The organism is Streptomyces sp. NPDC047014 (genome assembly GCF_040644195.1).
GTDB lineage: Bacteria > Actinomycetota > Actinomycetes > Streptomycetales > Streptomycetaceae > Streptomyces.
Window position 1 is genome coordinate 41,301 of record NZ_JBEYVX010000032.1, and the last position, 20,622, is coordinate 61,922.

Here is a 20,622-nt window from a genome sequence, read left to right on the forward strand (position 1 = left end):
GGTAATACGCGCGAAATCATGCATGAAGGAGACTGTCGTGTCGGCGAACAGCTTCGACGCCCGCAGCACGCTGCAGGTGGGCGACGAGTCGTACGAGATCTTCCGGCTGGACAAGGTCGAGGGCTCCGCCCGCCTGCCCTACAGCCTGAAGGTGCTGCTGGAGAACCTGCTCCGCACGGAGGACGGCGCGAACATCACCGCCGACCACATCCGGGCGCTCGGCGGCTGGGACTCCCAGGCCCAGCCCAGCCAGGAGATCCAGTTCACGCCGGCCCGCGTGATCATGCAGGACTTCACCGGCGTGCCCTGTGTCGTCGACCTCGCCACCATGCGTGAGGCCGTCAAGGCCCTCGGCGGCGACGCCTCGAAGATCAACCCGCTGGCCCCGGCCGAGCTGGTCATCGACCACTCCGTCATCGCCGACAAGTTCGGCACCCACGACGCGTTCGCCCAGAACGTGGAGCTGGAGTACGGCCGCAACAAGGAGCGCTACCAGTTCCTGCGCTGGGGCCAGACCGCCTTCGACGAGTTCAAGGTCGTCCCCCCGGGCACCGGCATCGTCCACCAGGTCAACATCGAGCACCTGGCCCGCACGGTCATGGTGCGGGGCGGCCAGGCGTACCCCGACACCCTCGTCGGCACCGACTCGCACACCACCATGGTCAACGGCCTGGGCGTGCTGGGCTGGGGCGTCGGCGGCATCGAGGCCGAGGCCGCGATGCTCGGCCAGCCGGTCTCCATGCTGATCCCGCGCGTCGTCGGCTTCAAGCTGACCGGCGAGCTGCCCACCGGCACCACCGCCACCGACCTGGTGCTGACCATCACCGAGATGCTGCGCAAGCACGGTGTCGTCGGCAAGTTCGTCGAGTTCTACGGTGAGGGCGTCGCCGCCACCTCGCTCGCGAACCGCGCCACCATCGGCAACATGTCGCCGGAGTTCGGCTCCACCGCCGCGACCTTCCCGATCGACGACGAGACCCTCAAGTACCTCAAGCTCACCGGCCGCTCCGAGCAGCAGGTCGCGCTCGTCGAGGCGTACGCCAAGGAGCAGGGCCTGTGGCTGGACCCGGCCGCCGAGCCGGACTTCTCCGAGAAGCTGGAGCTCGACCTCTCCACGGTCGTCCCCTCCATCGCCGGCCCGAAGCGCCCGCAGGACCGCATCGTCCTCGCCAACGCCGCCCAGCAGTTCGCCGTCGACGTACGCAACTACGTCACCGACGACGAGGAGGCCGGCAAGGAGTCCTTCCCGGCGTCCGACGCCCCGGCGTCCTCCAACGGTGTGCCCACCAAGCCCACCCTGGTGACCCTGGCCGACGGCACCTCCTTCGAGATCGACCACGGCGCCGTCACCGTCGCCGCGATCACCTCCTGCACCAACACCTCGAACCCCTACGTCATGGTCGCCGCGGCGCTCGTGGCGAAGAAGGCGGCCGAGAAGGGCCTGTCCCGCAAGCCGTGGGTCAAGACCACCCTCGCCCCGGGCTCGAAGGTCGTCACGGACTACTTCGACAAGGCCGGCCTGACCCCGTACCTGGACAAGCTGGGCTTCAACCTGGTCGGCTACGGCTGCACCACCTGCATCGGCAACTCCGGTCCGCTGGACGAGGAGATCTCGAAGGCGATCAACGAGGCCGACCTCGCCGTCACCTCGGTGCTCTCGGGCAACCGCAACTTCGAGGGCCGCATCAACCCCGACGTCAAGATGAACTACCTGGCCTCCCCGCCGCTGGTCGTCGCGTACGCCATCGCGGGCTCCATGAAGGTGGACATCACCAAGGACGTCCTCGGCACCGACACCGACGGCAAGCCGGTCTACCTGGCCGACATCTGGCCCTCCGAGGCCGAGGTCAACGACGTCGTGGCGAACGCCATCGGCGAGGACATGTTCAACAAGTCCTACAGCGACGTCTTCGCGGGCGACGCCCAGTGGCAGGCGCTGCCGATCCCGACCGGCAACACCTTCGAGTGGGACCCGCAGTCCACCTACGTGCGCAAGCCCCCTTACTTCGAGGGCATGACCATGGAGACCACCCCGGTCTCCGACATCGCCGGCGCCCGCGTGCTGGCGAAGCTGGGCGACTCGGTCACCACCGACCACATCTCCCCGGCCGGTGCGATCAAGGCCGACACCCCGGCCGGCAAGTACCTCACCGAGCACGGCGTCGAGCGCCGCGACTTCAACTCGTACGGTTCCCGCCGCGGCAACCACGAGGTCATGATCCGCGGTACCTTCGCCAACATCCGCCTGCGCAACCAGATCGCGCCGGGCACCGAGGGCGGCTTCACCCGCGACTTCACGGCCGAGGGCGGCCCGGTCTCCTTCATCTACGACGCCTCGCAGAACTACCAGGCCGCCGGCATCCCGCTGGTCATCCTGGCCGGCAAGGAGTACGGCTCCGGCTCCTCCCGCGACTGGGCCGCCAAGGGCACCGCGCTGCTCGGCGTCAAGGCCGTCATCGCCGAGTCCTACGAGCGCATCCACCGCTCCAACCTGATCGGCATGGGCGTCCTGCCCCTGCAGTTCCCGGAGGGCGCCACCGCCGCCTCCCTGGGCCTCACCGGCGAGGAGACCTTCTCCTTCACCGGTGTGGAGGAGCTGAACAACGGCACCACCCCGCGCACCGTCAAGGTCACCACCGACTCCGGTGTGGAGTTCGACGCGGTCGTCCGCATCGACACGCCGGGCGAGGCGGACTACTACCGCAACGGCGGCATCATGCAGTACGTCCTGCGGAACCTCATCCGGGGTTAAGGGCGCGCCTCGCGGAGCCCCGCTCCGCGTCATCGGCACCATAGGGCCGTATCCCCGTCACGGGGGTACGGCCCTTCCGCATTTCGTCACGGCGGTGCCCCAGATGACGGACAGGTCTCAACTCGGAAAAGCTGGCGGTCATCCTTGTGCACGATCTTGCTCAGTCGAGCGGAAGTGGACTATACCTGTGCGCGTTCAGGTCGCTCCGTCAGGAGCGGCCCGGGACCGGAGGACAGCGGGGAACTGCGGCGTCGTCCGCGTGCGCGGCAACTGCCGTGATTTCCCGCCTCCTTCATACTTCTGACGAAGGCGAGGACATGAGCATGGCTTCCACCGGTGAGGGCCTCGGCCGCCGTGATCTGATCAAGCGCTCCGCGGCACTCGGCCTGATCACCGTGCCGTCGATGGGTTTCCTGTCCGCCTGCGCCTCCGGCGGCGGTGAGACCACCAACGGCCCCTCCAAGGCCGCGACGAGTGCGCAGAACCCCTTCGGAGTGGCGAAGGGCGGCAAGCTGGACGTCGTCGTCTTCAAGGGCGGGTTCGGGGACGACTACGCGAAGGCGTGGGAGGCCGCCTTCGACAAGAAGTGGGGCACCACCAGCGACCACCTGGGCACCCAGGAGATCACCGGCAAGCTCCAGACCCGCTTCAACGCGGGCAACCCGCCGGACGTGGTCGACAACTCCGGCGCCCAGAAGATCAAGCTCGACGTCCTCTTCAAGAGCAACCAGCTCGCCGACCTCACCCCGGTGCTGGACGCCCCCTCGCTCGACGACCCCGGCAAGAAGGTCCGCGACACGCTGATCGCCGGCACCATCGAACAGGGCACGCAGGGCGGCAAGTTCGTCTCGCTCAACTACGTCTACACCGTCTACGGGCTCTGGTACTCCGGCAAGCTCTTCAAGGAGAAGGGCTGGACCCCGCCCAAGACCTGGGACGAGTTCCTGGCGGTCTGCGCGAAGGCCAAGGAGGCCGGCATCGGGGGCCTGGCCCACCAGGGGAAGTTCCCGTACTACATCAACGTCGTCATCATGGACCTGATCGCCAAGAAGGGCGGTCTGGAGGCCATGAAGGCCATCGACAACCTGGAGCCGAACGCCTTCGAGGGCAGTCCGGACGCCCTCGCCGCCGTGGAGGCGGTCTACGAGGTGGTCGAGAAGGACCTGCTCCTGCCGGGCACCAACGGCCTCACCCACACCGAGTCCCAGACCGCGTGGAACCAGTACAAGGCGGCCTTCATCCCCTCCGGCTCCTGGCTGGAGAACGAGCAGCTGAAGCAGACGCCCGAGGACTTCGACATGCAGTTCCTGCCGATGCCGCTGCTCGCGGGGAGCAAGCTGCCCTTCGAGGCCATCCGGGCGGGGGCCGGCGAGCCCTTCATCGTGCCGGAGAAGGCCGCGAACAAGGCCGCCGGTCTGGAGTTCATCCGTTCGATGCTCTCGCGCGAGTGGTCCACGGTCTTCGCCCAGCGGGCGAACTCGCTCACCGTGGTCAAGGACGGCGTCGACCCGGGCGTGAAGCTGCGGCCCGGCACCCAGTCCGCGGTGACCGCGCTCAAGGCGGCGGGAACCAACACCTTCAACTACCTTTACACCGACTGGTACAGCGAAATGGACACGGCGATCCAGGACGCGTCCAATGAACTGATGGCCAAGCGGATTCAGCCGAAGGAGTGGATCAAGCGGGCGCAGGCCGCGGTGAACAAGGCGGCGCAGGACCCCAACGCCAAGAACAACCGCCGCAGCTGATCTCGCGCGCCACCGGTCACCGGGCACACCAGGGACGGACACCATGAGCCAAGTAGTCCGGGGCAGGGGACGGGCCGGTTTCATCACCGGCTTCCTCCTCGCACCCCTCGCGCTGTATCTGACCTTCGTCATCTGGCCGTACGTACAGACGTTCGGCTATTCCTTCACCAACTGGTCGGGCCAGTCGCCGACGTTCGATTTCGTCGGGGTGGACAACTACACGGCCCTGATGAAGGACGAGGTCTTCCGCGGCGCGCTGTGGAACAACCTGCTCCTCCTGGTGTTCGTCCCGGCGGTGACCATCCTGCTCGCCCTCTTCTTCGCCTTCATGGTGAACGCGGGCGGGCGGGGCGGCGCCGGCGGGGTGCAGGGCGTCCGCGGATCGGGCTTCTACAAGATCGTCTACTTCTTCCCGCAGGTCCTCTCCCTCGCCATCCTCGCCGTGCTCTTCGGGGCCGTCTACCGCACCGACGAGGGCGGCCTGCTCAACGGCATCCTGATCAAGCTCGGCCTGGTGGACCGGCTCCATCCCGTCGAATGGCTCAACGAGCCCGACCTGGTCCTGTGGTGCCTGCTCCTCGTGGTCGTCTGGCACGGGGTCGGCTTCTACCTTGTGCTGTTCTCCGCCGCCATGCAGTCCGTGCCCAAGGACATCTACGAGGCCGCCCTCCTGGACGGCGCGGGCCGCGCGCAGACCTTCCTGCGGGTCACCCTGCCCCTGCTCTGGGACTCGGTGCAGACCTCCGCGGTCTACCTGGGCATCGCCGCCATGGACATGTTCGTCCTCGTCTCCACCATGACCTCCGGCCAGTTCGGCGGCGGCCCCGACCACCACAGCGAGGTCATGGCGACGGTCCTGATGCGCAACTTCCTCTACTTCGGCAAGAGCGGCTACGCCTGCGCCATGGGCGTGGTCATGCTCGTCCTCACCATGATCCTTTCCGTCGTCACGCTGCGCGCCACCCGCCGCGAGCGCATCGAGTTCTGAGCCGGAGACCCTCATGACCACAGTGATCAAGGCTCCGGGCGAGGCCGCCGCGGAGCGGTCCGGGGGAGCCGGCCCGGCCGGGGGAGAGGGCGGCGGACGCTCCGAGGGCATGGCCCTCAACGTCTTCTCGCACGGCTTCCTCGCCCTCTGGGCCGTGCTGATCGTCCTGCCCCTGCTCTGGCTGGCCCTCGGCTCCTTCAAGACCGACGCGCAGATCGGCGGCTCGGCCCTGAGCTGGCCCACGAACTGGAACCTCGACGCCTTCGGCCGCGCCTGGGACAAGGGCATCGGGGACTACTTCGCCCACACCCTCATCGTGATGGCGTTCTCCGTGCCGCTGACGATGCTGCTCGGCTCCATGGCGGCGTACGTCCTGGCCCGCTACCCCTTCCCCGGCAACCGCTTCGTCTACTACTTCTTCGTCAGCGGGGCGATGTTCCCCGTCTTCCTCGCGCTCGTCCCGCTCTTCTTCATGGTCAAGCGCTTCGACATGCTGAACACGTACCAGGGCCTGATCCTCGTGTACGTCGCCTACTCGATGCCGTTCACCGTGTTCTTCATGCACTCCTTCTTCCGCACCCTGCCCACGGCGGTGCACGAGGCGGCGGTGATCGACGGGGCCTCCGACACCCGGATCTTCTTCCAGGTGATGGTGCCGATGGCCAAGCCCGGCCTGATCAGCGTGGGGATCTTCAACATCCTGGGCCAGTGGAACCAGTACATCCTGCCCTCGGTACTGATGCAGCCGCAGAGCGGATCGGACCCCGAGCGCTACCTGCTCACCCAGGGCCTGATCCAGCTCCAGCAGCAGCAGGGCTACGAGACGGACCTGCCCGTGCTCTTCGCCGGCGTGACCATCGCCATGATCCCGATGCTGGTGGTCTACCTCTCCTTCCAGCGCCAGATCCAGGCGGGTCTGACCTCGGCCACCCTCAAGTAACGGCCACAACCGGCCGCCCCGGCGGCCGCTTCTCTCCCTCTATCGGACAATGTGTCCGGTTCGTGCCGTGTCAGCCTCTTGACGTGTGGATGCGCAAAGGCTCGACTTAAGGTTCACAAGTTGGAGAGACGCCGGGGTCTCGGAGCGCGCTGTCGCGAGGTGACCCGGCCGGGGGGCGACGGCTGGCCGTCGCTTATGGGCAGGAGTGGATGAGTCGTGCAGACTCCCGGATCGCAGTCCTCGTTGCACCGCGCGAACCTCGAACGGGTCGTACGGGCGGTGCGGCTCGCGGGATCGCTGACCCAGGCGGAGATCGCCCGGACCACCGGGCTGTCGGCGGCCACGGTCTCCAACATCGTCCGGGAGCTCAAGGACGGCGGGACCGTCGAGGTCACCGACACCTCGGCCGGCGGCCGCCGGGCCCGCAGCGTCTCGCTCAGCGGTGACGCGGGCATCGTGATCGGGGTCGACTTCGGCCACACCCACCTGCGGGTCGCGGTCGGCAACCTCGCCCACCGGGTCCTGGCCGAGGAGGCCGAGCCGCTGGACGTCGACGCCTCCTGGGTGGACGGCTTCGACCGGGCGGAAGCCCTGGTCGGACGGCTGGTCGCGGAGGTGGGGGTGGCGCTGGAGAAGGTCATCGGCGTCGGGCTCGGCGTCCCCGGCCCGATCGACGTGGAGTCCGGCACCCTCGGCTCCACCGCGATCCTGCCGGGCTGGGCGGGCATCAACCCCCGCCAGGAGCTCTCCCAGCGGCTGGGCGTGCCCGTCTACGTGGACAACGACGCCAACCTCGGCGCCCTCGGTGAACTCGTCTGGGGGAGCGGCCGGGGGGTGAAGGACCTGGCCTACATCAAGGTGGCCAGCGGCGTCGGCGCCGGCCTGGTCATCAACGGCCAGATCTACCGCGGACCGGGCGGCACCGCGGGCGAGATCGGGCACATCACGCTGGACGAGTCGGGGCCCGTCTGCCGCTGCGGCAACCGCGGCTGCCTGGAGACCTTCGCCGCCGCCCGGTACGTCCTGCCCCTGCTCCAGGGCACGCACGGCCCCGAGCTGACCATGGAGCGGGTGGTCGAGCTGGCCCGCGACGGGGACCCGGGCTGCCGCCGCGTGATCACGGACGTGGGCCGCCACATCGGCAGCGGCGTGGCCAGCCTGTGCAACCTCCTGAACCCGAGCCGGCTGGTGCTCGGCGGCTCGCTGGCGGAGGCCGGTGAACTCGTCCTGGCCCCCATCCGTGAATCAGTGGGGAGGTACGCGATCCCGAGCGCGGCCCGGCAGTTGTCCGTGCTCACGGGGTCCCTGGGCGGGCGTGCCGAGGTGCTGGGCGCGCTGGCCCTCGTACTCAGCGAGATGGGCGATTCGACACTTTTGTCGGACCATGGAAGTGGAGTGCGAGCTCCCGCCGTCTTGCCTTCAGGTAGATAACGAATGGCACCGTTGTCATCTCGTTAAGAATTCACTCCTTGACGGCAAAACGCGGCCGGGGTTGACTCACATCCACCTCGGCCGCAGTGCTGCGGCCTCGTCAGGGAGGTTCAAGTAATGAACACGCGTATGCGCAGAGCCGCCGTAGCCGTCGCCGCGGGCGCCATGGCCGTTTCCCTCGCCGCCTGTGGCAGTGCGAAGGAGGCCGGCGACGCGACCAAGGAGTCCTCCGGCACCGCCAAGGGTGACGCGATCAAGGTCGGCCTGCTCCTTCCGGAGAACCAGACCGCGCGCTACGAGAAGTTCGACAAGCCGCTGATCGAGAAGAAGGTCGCGGAGCTCACGAACGGCAAGGGCGAGGTCGTCTACGCCAACGCCAAGCAGGACGCCACCACGCAGAACTCCCAGGTCGACACGATGATCACCAACAAGGTGGACGTGCTGATCGTCGACGCGGTGGACTCCAAGGCGATCGCCGGCTCGGTCAAGAAGGCCAAGGACAAGGGCATCCCGGTCGTCTCCTACGACCGCCTGGCCGAGGGCCCGATCGACGCGTACACCTCCTTCGACAACGAAGAGGTCGGCAAGGTCCAGGGCAAGGCGCTCCTGGAGGCGCTGGGCGACAAGGCCAAGGACGGCCAGATCGTCATGATGAACGGCTCGGTCACCGACCCGAACGCCAAGCTCTTCAAGTCGGGCGCGCACTCCGTCCTCGACGGCAAGGTGAACGTCGGCAAGGAGTACGACACCGTCGAGTGGAAGCCGGAGAACGCCAACACCAACATGGCGGCCGCCCTCTCCGCGCTCGGCAAGGACAAGGTCGTCGGCGTCTACTCCGCCAACGACGGCATGGCCGGCGGCATCATCACCGCCCTCAAGGCCGCCGGTGTCACCCCGCTCCCGCCGGTCACCGGCCAGGACGCCGAACTCGCCGGTGTGCAGCGCATCGTCGCGGGCGAGCAGTTCATGAGCGTCTACAAGCCCTACGCCCCCGAGGCCGAGGCCGCCGCGAAGATGGCCGTCGCCCTCGCCAAGGGCGAGAAGCTCGACGGTCTGACCACCTCCACCGTCGACAGCCCCACCACCAAGGGTGTGGCGTCCGTGCTGATCCCGGTCGTCTCGCTCACCAAGGACAACATCAAGGACACCGTCGTCAAGGACGGCGTCTACACGGCCGACGAGATCTGCACCGACAAGTACGCGGCCGCCTGCGCCACCCTCGGCCTGAAGTAACGGCCCCCCGCCGCCTCCCCGGAGGCGTGCCCCCCCGTGCCTGACCGGCGTCCCGCCCCTCATCACCCCGCCACCGGGCGGGGCGCCGGGCAGAAACGTTCCCCCATTCGCCCCGCTCCTGCTCTTTGCACGACATCCCCGCCGGTCAGGCGGCGAAGGAGATGGTTCATGTGTCCGCTGCGCCCGTGCTGGCGTTGCGAGGGGTCTCGAAGCGGTTCGGCGCCGTTCAGGCCCTGACCGACGTAGAACTCGAGATCCACTCCGGTGAAGTGGTCGCCCTGGTGGGCGACAACGGCGCCGGCAAGTCCACGCTGGTCAAGACGATCGCCGGCGTGCACCCCATCGATGACGGCGTCATCGAGTGGGAGGGGCGCCCGGTTGCCATCGGCAAGCCCCACGACGCCCAGAACCTGGGCATCGCGACGGTCTACCAGGACCTGGCGCTGTGCGACAACATCGACGTCGTCGGCAACCTGTTCCTCGGCCGCGAGCTCAAGAAGTTCGGCGTCCTCGACGAGGTGGAGATGGAGCGCCGCGCCCGCGAGCTCCTGACCACGCTGTCCATCCGGATCCCCAGTGTCCGGATCCCCATCGCCTCGCTGTCCGGCGGCCAGCGCCAGACCGTGGCGATCGCCCGCTCCATGCTGGGCGCCCCCAAGCTCGTCATCCTCGACGAGCCCACCGCCGCCCTCGGCGTCGAGCAGACCGCGCAGGTCCTCGACCTGGTGGAGCGCCTGCGCGAGCGCGGTCACGCCGTGATCCTCATCAGCCACAACATGGCCGATGTGAAGGCCGTCGCCGACAAGGTGGCGGTCCTGCGGCTCGGCCGCAACAACGGTGTCTTCAACGTCGCCGACACCTCGCAGGAAGAGATCATCTCCGCCATCACCGGTGCCACGGACAACGCCGTGACCCGCCGGGCGGCCCGCACCGGGGAGGCCCGCAAGTGAGCACCCACAAGCCTGCCGCCGACCAGCAGGAGCACATCGACCCGGTCAACCCGGCGGCCGCCCACGACGCGATCCCGGCGGTGGACCCCCGCCTGCTGGTCCGCGAGGAGGGGCTCGCCGGGTACGTGGGCGAGTTCAAGCGCAAGCTCAAGGCGGGCGACCTGGGCTCCCTCCCGGTCGTCATCGGCCTGATCGTGATCTGGTCGATCTTCCAGGGGCTGAACTCGAACTTCCTCTCCCCGGAGAACCTGACCAACATCGCGATCACCATGACCGGCACGGGCATGATCGCCATCGGCATCATCTTCGTGCTGCTGCTCGGCGAGATCGACCTCTCGGTCGGCTCGGTCAGCGGTGTCTCCGGCGCGATCGTGGCCGTCCTCGCCGTCACCCACGGCGTGAACGAGTGGCTGGCGATCCTCGCGGCGATCGTCGGCGGCGCCCTCATCGGCTCCATCCACGGCTTCTTCTTCGCCCGGGTCGGCGCCCCCGCCTTCGCCGTCACCCTGTCGGGCCTGCTGTTCTGGCTCGGCGCGATGCTGCAGATCCTCGGCAGCAACGGCACGATCAACATCGACGCCGACGGCGTGGTCGGCCAGCTGACCACGTACTTCTTCTCGGACGTGGCCGTCGCCTACGGGCTGGCCGCGCTCGCGGTGGCCGGCTACTTCGTGGCCGTCCTCCTCGACGCCCGGCGCCGCGAGGCCGCCGGGATGCCCTCCCGGCCGATGGCCGAGATCCTGCTGCGCACCGGCCTGCTCGCGGTGTTCACCTTCGGCCCCGCCGTGGTGTTCAACCAGTACAAGGGCCTGCCGCTCGCGGTCGTGATCTTCCTGCTGGCCCTGGTCGCCACGGACTTCCTGCTGCGCCGCACGACCTTCGGGCGAAACGTTTTCGCACTGGGCGGCAGCGTCGAGGCGTCCCGCCGCGCGGGCATCAACGTCACCCGGATCCGGATCACGGTCTTCGCGATCTCCAGCACCTTCGCGGCCATCGGCGGCCTCTTCTGGGCCTCCAAGATCGCGGCGGCCAACCAGAGCGCCGGCGCCGGCGACCTGCTGATGAACGTGATCGCCGCGGCCGTCATCGGCGGCACCAGCCTCTTCGGCGGCCGGGGCCGGACCTGGAACGCCCTCCTCGGCGTCATGGTCATCATCTCGATCCAGTACGGTCTGGCCCTGGAGGGCATCGCCACGCCGATCCAGTACATGATCACCGGCGCGGTCCTGCTGGCCACCGTGGTGATCGACTCGGTCACCCGCAAGACCCAGAAGACGGCCGGACGCGCCTGACCGCGCGCCCGACTGCCCGCCGGAGCGGTGTCCGGCGGTAAGACCGGTCACATGCCCGGCGCCACCCCGAGTGGCGCCGGGCATCCGCGCGTGCGGAGACGGGTACTCCTGTACGGGTATACGCCCGTATGTGATGTGTGATCGCATGATCGTGCGTACATGTATGACAAAGGTGTGACCCCGCCGGGACGGCCCGATGACCGCGTCCGCGAGCGGAACATTAGACTCGACAGACCAGCAAGCAACTGCAAGGAGGCACGGGTGCTGCTGACCCGCATCAAGGGACCGCGCGATCTGGACCGGCTCAGCCAGGAGGAGCTCGTACAGCTCGCCGCCGAGATCAGGTCCTTCCTCGTCGACGCCGTCTCCAAGACCGGCGGGCACCTCGGCCCCAACCTCGGGGTGGTCGAACTGACCATCGCCCTGCACCGGGTCTTCGACTCGCCCAAGGACAAGGTCCTCTTCGACACCGGCCACCAGGCGTACGTCCACAAGCTGCTCACGGGCCGCCAGGACTTCGGCAACCTGCGCTCCAAGGGCGGCCTGTCCGGCTACCCCTCGCGCGCCGAGTCCGACCACGACGTCATCGAGAACTCGCACGCCTCCACCGTGCTGGGCTGGGCCGACGGCCTGGCCAAGGCCAACGAGGTACTGGGCCGCGAGGACCACCACGTCGCCGCCGTCATCGGCGACGGCGCGCTCACCGGCGGCATGGCCTGGGAGGCGCTGAACAACATCGCCGCCGCCAAGGACCGCCCGCTCGTCATCGTCGTCAACGACAACGAGCGCTCCTACGGCCCCACCATCGGCGGCCTCGCCAACCACCTGGCCACCCTGCGCACCACGGACGGCTACGAGCGCTTCCTCGCCCGCGGCAAGGAGCTCCTGGAGCGCACCCCGGTCGTCGGCAAGCCGCTCTTCGAGACCCTGCACGGCGCCAAGAAGGGCCTCAAGGACTTCATCGCCCCGCAGGGCATGTTCGAGGACCTCGGCCTCAAGTACATCGGCCCGATCGACGGGCACGACCTCGACGCCCTGGAGTCCGCCCTCCAGCGCGCCAAGCGGTTCAGCGGCCCGGTCATCGTCCACTGCCTCACCCAGAAGGGCCGCGGCTACACCCCGGCCCTGGAGCACGAGGCGGACCGTTTCCACGCCGTCGGCGTGATCCACCCGGACACCGGCCTGCCCGTCAAGACCGCCGCCGCCAGCTGGACCTCGGTCTTCGCCGACGAGATGGTCAAGATCGGCCACGAGCGCCCGGACGTCGTCGGCATCACCGCCGCGATGCTCCACCCCGTCGGCCTCAACAAGTTCGCCGAGGCGTTCCCGGACCGCATCTACGACGTCGGCATCGCCGAGCAGCACGGCGCGACCTCCGCCGCGGGCCTGGCCACCGGCGGCGTGCACCCCGTCTTCGCGGTCTACGCGACCTTCCTGAACCGTGCCTTCGACCAGGTGCTGATGGACGTCGCCCTGCACAAGTGCGGGGTCACCTTCGTCCTGGACCGGGCCGGCGTCACCGGTGACGACGGCGCCTCCCACAACGGCATGTGGGACATGTCCATCCTCCAGGTCGTCCCCGGCCTGCGCCTGGCCGCACCGCGCGACGCCGAGCAGCTGCGCGCCCAGCTCCGCGAGGCCGTCGAGGTCAAGGACGCCCCGACCGTGGTCCGCTTCTCCAAGGGCGTCGTCGGCCCGGCCGTCCCGGCCGTCGGCCGCATCGGCGGCATGGACCTGCTGCGCGCCCCGGCCCCCGAGGTCACCCGTCCGGACGTACTGCTCGTCTCGGTCGGCGCACTCGCCCCGATGTGCCTGGAGATCGCCGACCTCCTCGACAAGCAGGGCATCTCCACCACCGTGGTCGACCCGCGCTGGGTCAAGCCGGTGGACGAGGCGCTGGCCCCGCTGGCCGACCGCCACCGCGTGGTTGTCACCGTCGAGGACAACGGCCGCGCCGGAGGCGTGGGATCCGCCGTCTCGCAGGCCCTGCGGGACGCGGGGGTCGACGTACCGCTGCGCGATTTCGGTATCCCGCAGCGCTTCCTCGACCACGCCCTCCGCAAGGAGATCCTGGCCGAGATCGGCCTGACCGCGCCGGACATCGCCCGGCAGGTCACCGGCCTGGTGGCCAAGCTCGACGGGCGCTACGACAGCGAGCCGGCGACCGCCGTCGACTAGTCCGCCGCCCCGCCGCACCCCCGCCGGGGACCGAGGCGCGGTTGCACGTCACGGGCCGGGAGATCACTCTTGAGGAGTGGGCCTCCCGGCCCGTCGTGCGTCGTCACCTCCCGGAGGCGTCGGTGAGCAATCTGAACAGCCCGTTCCGTACCAAAACGGTGGAGCAGTCCATCCGCGACACGGAGGAGCCGGAACACGCGCTCCGCAAGTCGCTCTCCGCCTGGGACCTGACGGTCTTCGGTGTGGGCGTCATCATCGGTACCGGCATCTTCGTCCTCACGGGCATCGCCGCCCGTAACAACGCCGGCCCCGCCACCGCCCTCGCCTTCGTGGCGGCGGGCGTCGTCTGCGCCCTCGCGGCCCTGTGCTACGCCGAGTTCGCGTCCACCGTCCCGGTCGCGGGGTCGGCGTACACGTTCTCTTACGCCTCGATCGGCGAGCTCCCGGCCTGGATCATCGGCTGGGACCTCGTACTGGAATTCGCGCTCGGCACGGCGGTGGTGGCCGTCGGCTGGTCCGGGTACGTACGCCATCTGATGGAGACCAACCTCGGCTGGACCATGCCGACCTCCCTCTCCGGGCCCGATGCCGGCGGCCATTTCGACCTGCTGGCCTTCCTGCTGGTCCTGGTGCTCACGGCGATCCTGGTCGTGGGGACCAAGCTGTCGGCCCGGATCACCGCGGTCGTCGTCGCCATCAAGGTGACGGTCGTGCTGCTGGTCATCATCGCGGGCCTGTTCTTCATCAAGGCCGACAACTACTCGCCGTTCATCCCGCCGGCCCAGCCGCAGGCCGAGGGCGTCAGCGGCTGGCACGCGCCGCTGGTGCAGGTGATGTTCGGCTACGAGCCCACCAACTTCGGTGTGATGGGCATCTTCACCGCCGCCTCGCTGGTCTTCTTCGCCTTCATCGGCTTCGACGTCGTCGCCACCGCCGCCGAGGAGACCAAGAACCCGCAACGGGACATGCCGCGCGGCATCCTGGGCTCGCTGCTCATCTGCACCGTGCTCTACGTCGCGGTGACCCTGGTGGTCACGGGCATGCAGAAGTACACGGAGATGTCCCCGACGGCGCCGCTCGCCGAAGCCTTCAAATCGGTGAACCAGCCCTTCTTCTCGGGCGCCATCAGCCTGGGCGCCTCCGTCGGCCTGATCACGGTGTGCATGATCCTGCTGCTCGGCCAGACCCGCGTGTTCTTCGCGATGAGCCGCGACGGACTGCTGCCGCGGGTGTTCTCCGTGACGCACCCCAAGTACCGCACCCCGTACCGGGCGACGATGCTGCTCGGCGGCATCATCGCGATCGTGGCGGGCTTCACCAGCCTGGAGAGCCTGGCGGAACTGGTGAACATCGGCACGCTGTTCGCCTTCGTGGTGGTCGCGCTCGGCGTGATCATCCTCCGCCGGACCCGTCCCGACCTGCACCGGTCCTTCCGCACCCCCTGGGTGCCCTTCGTCCCGATCCTGTCGATCGCGGCCTCGTTCTGGCTGATGCTCAACCTGCCGACCGAGACCTGGCTGCGCTTCGGCGTCTGGATGGTCATCGGCGTGGTCGTCTACTTCCTCTACGGCCGCAGCCACAGCCGGCTCGGCAGGGCCGGCCAGGACGCCAGGTTCTGACGGGCGGCACCGCTCACCGGGCCCACGACGCGAGGAGGGCCGTACGGGATCACCCGTACGGCCCTCCTCGCGTCCTCGCGCCGGCGGCGGCGCGCGCTCAGCCCTTCGCGGGCGAGTTCTTCGCCGAGGCGGGGACCGGCTGGTCCTTGCGGATGGCGTCCCACAGCTGCCCGGCCTGCGGCTCGGCCACGATCACGCGGTTGGGGTCGACCTTGTCGTAGGCCACCGGCAGCATGATCGTCTCCATCGTCTCCGGGTTCACGCCCTTCATGCTCTGCGCGAAGTCCGCCAGCGCCGTCAGCGAGCCGAGCTGGGAGTCGGTGGTCAGGGACTTGGTACCGGCGTCCGCGAGCTTGTAGAGCCGCGCCGGGTTGCCCAGGGCGTCCTGCTTCTTGATCTCGGAGAGCATCGCCAGCATGAACTGCTGCTGGAGACCGATGCGTCCGAGGTCGCTGCCGTCGCCGTAGCCGTAGCGGGTACGGACGAACTTGAGCGAGTCGGTGCCGTCCAGGCGGTGGGTGCCCGCGTCGAGCTTGAGACCGCCCTTGGCGCCGCTCATCGGCTTGTCCAGGGTGACGGTGACCCCGCCGAGAGCGTCCACCAGGCCCTTGAAGCCCGCGAAGTCCACCTCGACGAAGTGGTCCACGCGGACCCCGGACATCTGCTCGACGGTGTTCACCACGCAGGCGGGACCGGCCAGCGAGTAGACGGAGTTGAACATGACCCGCTTCGCGGACGGCACGCTCTTGCCGTCCCGGTCCTTGCACTCGGGCCGGGTGATCAGGGTGTCGCGGGGGATGCTCACCGCGGTGGCCTTGGCCCGGCCCTCGGGTATGTGCACCAGCATGGCGGTGTCCGAGCGGGCGCCGCTGACGGCGCCGTGGTCGAGGTCGCCGTTGGCACCGGCCCGTGAGTCGGAGCCGAGCACCAGCACGTTCTGCGCGTTCGCGACCACCTTCTGCGGCCGGTTGTCACCGATCGCCTGGTCCAGGTCGACGCTGTCGATGTTGCCGTTGAGGTGGCTGTACGTCCACCAGCCCGCCCCGGCGGCGCCCAGGATCAGCACGGCGACCAGCAGCAGGGTGATCCGCAGAATGCGGCGTCGGCGGCGTCGGGGCCGCGCGTGCGTTTCCGTCATGGGGGTGAATCTTAGACAGGTATTCGAATGGCCGGAGCCCGCCCCCCAGGGGGAGGCGGGCCCGGCCGTCGGACAGCCGTCCGCGACCCGGACTAGGCCGGGACGCTCGCGGTACCGGGGGCGAGGAAGCGCTTGCCGTTCACCCGCTCCGAGACGCCCTCACGGTCCAGGTACGGCGTGATGCCGCCCAGGTGGAAGGGCCAGCCGGCACCGGTGATGAGGCAGAGGTCGATGTCCTGGGCCTCGGCCACGACACCCTCCTCCAGCATCAGGCCGATCTCCTGCGCCACCGCGTCCAGGACGCGGTCGCGGACCTGCTCCTCGGTCAGGACGGAGTCGCCCTGCTGGAGCAGCGCGGCGACCTCGGGGTCCAGCTCCGGCGTGCCGGAATCGTAGACGTAGAAGCCGCGCTTGCCGGCCTCGACCACGCGCTTGAGGTTCGGCGAGACGGTGAAGCGCTCCGGGAAGGAGCGGTTCAGGGTCTCGGAGACGTGCAGGCCGATCGCCGGGCCCACGAGCTCCAGCAGCACCAGCGGGGACATCGGCAGGCCGAGCGGCTCGATGGCCTTCTCCGCCGTGGCGACCGGGGTGCCCTCGTCGATGACGTTCTGGATCTCGCCCATGAAGCGGGTCAGGATGCGGTTCACGACGAACGCCGGGGCGTCCTTGGTGAGGACCGCGGTCTTCTTCAGCTTCCTGGCGACACCGAAGGCCGTGGCCAGCGAGGCGTCGTCGGTCTGCTCACCGCGGACGATCTCCAGCAGCGGGAGGATCGCGACCGGGTTGAAGAAGTGGAAGCCGACCACGCGCTCCGGGTGCTGGAGCTTGGAGGCCATCTCCGACACCGACAGCGAGGAGGTGTTGGTGGCGAGGATCGCGTGCGCCGGGGCGACCGCCTCGACCTCCGCGAACACCTTCTGCTTGACGGACATCTCCTCGAACACGGCCTCGATGATGAAGTCCGCGTCCGCGAAGCCCTCGGCCTTGTCCAGGACACCGGTCACCAGGGCGGTCAGGCGGTTGGCCTTGTCCTGGTTGATGCGGCCCTTGCCGAGCAGCTTCTGGATCTCGGCGTGGACGTAGCCCACACCCTTGTCCACGCGCTCCTGGTCGATGTCGGTGAGGACCACCGGCACCTCCAGGCGGCGCAGGAAGAGCAGCGCCAGCTGCGAGGCCATCAGGCCCGCGCCGACCACGCCGACCTTGGTGACCGGACGGGCCAGGGACTTGTCCGGGGCGCCGGCCGGGCGCTTGGCGCGCTTCTGCACCAGGTTGAAGGCGTAGATGCCCGAGCGCAGTTCGCCGCCCATGATGAGGTCGGCCAGGGCCTGGTCCTCGGCGTCGAAACCGGCCTGGAGGTCGCCGTCCTTGGCCGCGGCGATGATGTCCAGCGCGCGGTAGGCGGCCGGGGCGGCGCCGTGCACCTTGGAGTCCGCGACGGCACGGCCCTTGGCGACGGCCGCGTCCCAGGCGTCACCGCGGTCGATCTCCGCGCGGACGACCTCGGTGGTGCCGCCCAGGACGTTCGCGGTCCACAGGAGCGACTGCTCCAGGAAGTCCGCACCCTCGAAGAGCGCGTCGGCGATGCCGAGCTCGAAGACCTGCTTGCCCTTGAGCTGGCGGTTCTGGTTCAGCGAGTTCTCGATGATGACCGAGACCGCGCGCTCCGCGCCGATCAGGTTCGGCAGGAGGGCGCAGCCGCCCCAGCCGGGGACCAGGCCGAGGAAGACCTCGGGCAGCGAGAAGGCCGGGATGGCCTTGGAGACCGTGCGGTAGGTGCAGTGCAGACCGACCTCGACACCGCCGCCCATCGCCGCGCCGTTGTAGTAGGCGAAGGTGGGGACGGCCAGCGCGGACAGGCGCTTGAAGACGTCGTGGCCGCCCTTGCCGATGGCCAGCGCCTCGTCGTGGTTCTTCAGCAGCTCGACGCCCTTGAGGTCGGCGCCGACCGCGAAGATGAACGGCTTGCCGGTGATGCCCGCGCCGACGATGGTGCCGGCGGTGGCCTCCTGCTCGACCTGGTCGATCGCCGCGTTCAGGTTGGCGAGGGACTGCGGGCCGAAGGTGGTCGGCTTGGTGTGGTCGAAGCCGTTGTCCAGCGTGATGAGCGCGAAGCGCCCGGCGCCGAACGGCAGGTCCAGGTGGCGGACGTGCGCGGACGTGACGACCTCGTCCGGGAACAGCTCGGCCGCGCCCTTCAGGAGCTCAGCGGTGGTGCTCACTTGGAGTCTCCCTCGGCGTCGAAGTGCGGGTTCTCCCAGATGACGGTGGCGCCCATGCCGAAGCCGACACACATGGTGGTCAGGCCGTAGCGGACGTGCGGCTGCTCCTCGAACTGGCGGGCCAGCTGCGTCATCAGGCGGACGCCGGAGGAGGCCAGCGGGTGGCCGAAGGCGATGGCGCCGCCGTACTGGTTGACGCGGGCGTCGTCGTCGGCGATGCCGTAGTGCTCCAGGAAGGCGAGGACCTGGACCGCGAACGCCTCGTTGACCTCGAAGAGGCCGATGTCCTCGATCGTCAGGCCGGCCTGGGCCAGGGCCTTCTCGGTGGCCGGGATCGGGCCGTAGCCCATGACCTCGGGCTCGACACCGGCGAAGGAGTACGAGACCAGGCGCATCTTGACCGGGAGGTTGTTCTCCCGGGCGAAGTCCTCCGAGGCGATGATCGCGGCGGTGGCACCGTCGTTGAGACCGGCGGCGTTGCCCGCGGTCACGTTGCCGTGGACGCGGAACGGGGTCTTCAGGCCGGCCAGGTTCTCCAGGGTGGTGCCCGGGCGCATCGGCTCGTCGGCGGTGACCAGGCCCCAGCCGGTCTCACCGGCCGCCTCGTTGGTGTTGCGCACCGAGATCGGGACCAGGTCCTGCTGGATCTTGCCGTCGGCGTACGCCTTGGCGGCCTTCTCCTGCGAGCGCACGGCGTACTCGTCGGCGCGGAGCTTGGTGATCGTCGGGTACCGGTCGTGCAGGTTCTCGGCGGTCATGCCCATGAACAGGGCGGACTCGTCGACCAGCTTCTCGGAGACGAAGCGCGGGTTCGGGTCCACGCCCTCGCCCATGGGGTGGCGGCCCATGTGCTCGACACCGCCGGCGAGGGCGACGTCGTAGGCACCGAAGGCCACACCGCCCGCGACGGCGGTCACGGCGGTCAGCGCGCCGGCGCACATGCGGTCGATGGAGTAGCCCGGGACGGACTGCGGGAGGCCCGCGAGGATGCCGGCCGTGCGGCCCAGCGTCAGGCCCTGGTCGCCGATCTGCGTGGTCGCGGCGATGGCGACCTCGTCGATCTTCTTGGGGTCCAGGTCCGGGTTGCGGCGCAGCAGCTCCCGGATCGCCTTCACGACGAGGTCGTCGGCGCGGGTCTCGTGGTAGATGCCCTTCGGGCCCGCCTTGCCGAACGGGGTGCGGACGCCGTCGACGAAGACGACGTCCCTGACGGTACGAGGCACGTTGGCTCTCCTCCAGGTGCGGGATGGCACTGCTGCGCGGGGGCGGCTCGGCATGCGTTGCTGAGCGCCCGCTCACCCGGCCATGCTACTTGCGGGTAACCGAAGTGCACACCCCCACCCCGAGGAGCGGTGAAGGTCACACCGCCGAGGTGCGGCCGGAGCTCACCCGAACGGGCGGAACCGGGCCGTCCGCCATGACCGCGGCCATCGGCGCCGCCGCCCGCGCCACCTCGGCGGCGAAGGCCCGGCGGGAGACCCCGGCCGTACGCAGCGCCGCCCCGTGATCGGCCGCCACCACCGCGGCGGCGCCCGCCACCAGCAGCCGCCAGCCCGCGGTCGCCGCCCGGCGGGCGGGCCGCGGCAGCCCGGCGAGTCCTTCGTTCAGGCGGCGGCAGTGGAAGGGGACGTGCCGCTCCTCGTCGCCCAGGATCCGCCCGGCGACCTCCGCGGTCAGCGCGTCGGGGGCGCCGTCGCGCAGGGCCCGGTAGTACGACAGGGCCACCACCTCGGCCACCATCAGCACCATCAGCTCCACCCGCAGCCCGAGCACCCGCCGGATCCGTACGAAGGCGGCGTCGCTCCAGTGCCCGGGGAGTACGGGCTCCCCGGCCGCCGCCAGCAGCAGGGCCAGCATCCGCGCGTGGTTCTGCTCCTCCGCGACGAACAGCCGCGCGGCGGCCGCGTAGGAGGGGTCCCCGGCCCGCCCGGCCTTGGCCAGCAGGGCCGAGCCGTCGCCGTCCTCGCCCACCTGGAACTTCTGGAGGCTGCGGACGAGGGCCCGGGGCAGGCGCGCCCCGCGGGTCCAGTCCGGGTCGCCGAGCGCGGCGCGGCGCTCCCGCTCGGCCTCGAAGTCGCGGATCCAGTCCTCGTACGAAGTTTTGATCATGTTCAAGAAGCTAGCCGCTGTT

14 protein-coding genes are annotated in these 20,622 nt (G+C 69.4%); 10 read left to right on the forward strand and 4 right to left on the reverse strand.

The annotated features are described in order from the left end of the window. Window positions 1-37: 37 nt before the first annotated feature. From acnA to ABZ873_RS19190, 10 genes are all read left to right on the forward strand, one after another. Window positions 38-2,752, forward strand: a complete 2,715-nt coding sequence (gene acnA, locus ABZ873_RS19145; RefSeq protein WP_360873026.1) for an aconitate hydratase AcnA — start codon at window positions 38-40, stop codon at window positions 2,750-2,752. Between the two features lie 317 nt (window positions 2,753-3,069). After that, the gene (ngcE, locus tag ABZ873_RS19150; RefSeq protein WP_360873029.1) at window positions 3,070-4,500 is read left to right on the forward strand and encodes an N-acetylglucosamine/diacetylchitobiose ABC transporter substrate-binding protein; all 1,431 of its coding nucleotides are present in this window, start codon (window positions 3,070-3,072) and stop codon (window positions 4,498-4,500) included. A gap of 43 nt (window positions 4,501-4,543) precedes the next feature. Further along, on the forward strand, window positions 4,544-5,488 hold the full coding sequence (locus ABZ873_RS19155; RefSeq protein ID WP_360873032.1) for a sugar ABC transporter permease: 945 nt from the start codon (window positions 4,544-4,546) through the stop codon (window positions 5,486-5,488). 13 nt (window positions 5,489-5,501) lie between these two features. After that, complete coding sequence (locus tag ABZ873_RS19160) at window positions 5,502-6,428, forward strand: carbohydrate ABC transporter permease (RefSeq protein ID WP_360873035.1); 927 nt, start codon at window positions 5,502-5,504, stop codon at window positions 6,426-6,428. A gap of 216 nt (window positions 6,429-6,644) precedes the next feature. Next, entirely contained in the window at window positions 6,645-7,859 is a 1,215-nt protein-coding gene (locus tag ABZ873_RS19165; RefSeq protein ID WP_360873038.1) for an ROK family transcriptional regulator, read from the forward strand. A 117-nt stretch (window positions 7,860-7,976) separates the two neighbouring features. Beyond that, window positions 7,977-9,092 (forward strand): substrate-binding domain-containing protein, encoded by a 1,116-nt coding sequence (locus tag ABZ873_RS19170; RefSeq protein WP_360873041.1) that lies wholly within the window; start codon window positions 7,977-7,979, stop codon window positions 9,090-9,092. A 161-nt stretch (window positions 9,093-9,253) separates the two neighbouring features. After that, complete coding sequence (locus tag ABZ873_RS19175; RefSeq protein WP_360873044.1) at window positions 9,254-10,042, forward strand: ATP-binding cassette domain-containing protein; 789 nt, start codon at window positions 9,254-9,256, stop codon at window positions 10,040-10,042. 35 nt (window positions 10,043-10,077) lie between these two features. Beyond that, window positions 10,078-11,334, forward strand: a complete 1,257-nt coding sequence (locus tag ABZ873_RS19180; RefSeq protein WP_360873083.1) for a sugar ABC transporter permease — start codon at window positions 10,078-10,080, stop codon at window positions 11,332-11,334. Window positions 11,335-11,595: 261 nt separating this feature from the next. Continuing rightward, window positions 11,596-13,512, forward strand: coding sequence for a 1-deoxy-D-xylulose-5-phosphate synthase (dxs, locus tag ABZ873_RS19185; protein ID WP_360873047.1), 1,917 nt, complete (start codon window positions 11,596-11,598; stop codon window positions 13,510-13,512). Window positions 13,513-13,634: 122 nt separating this feature from the next. Further along, window positions 13,635-15,131: an amino acid permease gene (locus tag ABZ873_RS19190; RefSeq protein WP_360873050.1), complete on the forward strand. Its 1,497-nt coding sequence runs from the start codon at window positions 13,635-13,637 to the stop codon at window positions 15,129-15,131. Window positions 15,132-15,228: 97 nt separating this feature from the next. On the opposite strand, the gene ABZ873_RS19195 is transcribed toward ABZ873_RS19190, so the two are convergent. The 4 genes from ABZ873_RS19195 to ABZ873_RS19210 all read right to left on the reverse strand — a co-directional run bounded on the left by ABZ873_RS19195 (window position 15,229) and on the right by ABZ873_RS19210 (window position 20,600). Further along, entirely contained in the window at window positions 15,229-16,269 is a 1,041-nt protein-coding gene (locus ABZ873_RS19195) for an LCP family protein (protein WP_360873052.1), read from the reverse strand. 92 nt (window positions 16,270-16,361) lie between these two features. Then, on the reverse strand, window positions 16,362-18,491 hold the full coding sequence (locus tag ABZ873_RS19200) for a 3-hydroxyacyl-CoA dehydrogenase NAD-binding domain-containing protein (protein WP_360873056.1): 2,130 nt from the start codon (window positions 18,489-18,491) through the stop codon (window positions 16,362-16,364). After that, window positions 18,488-19,714, reverse strand: a complete 1,227-nt coding sequence (locus tag ABZ873_RS19205; protein ID WP_360873059.1) for an acetyl-CoA C-acyltransferase — start codon at window positions 19,712-19,714, stop codon at window positions 18,488-18,490. Before ABZ873_RS19205 ends, ABZ873_RS19200 begins: the two co-directional genes overlap by 4 nt. Window positions 19,715-19,850: 136 nt before the next feature. Beyond that, window positions 19,851-20,600 carry a ferritin-like domain-containing protein gene (locus ABZ873_RS19210; protein ID WP_360873062.1) on the reverse strand — a complete coding sequence of 250 codons (750 nt, stop codon included), beginning with the start codon at window positions 20,598-20,600 and terminating at the stop codon, window positions 19,851-19,853. Window positions 20,601-20,622: the final 22 nt, after the last annotated feature.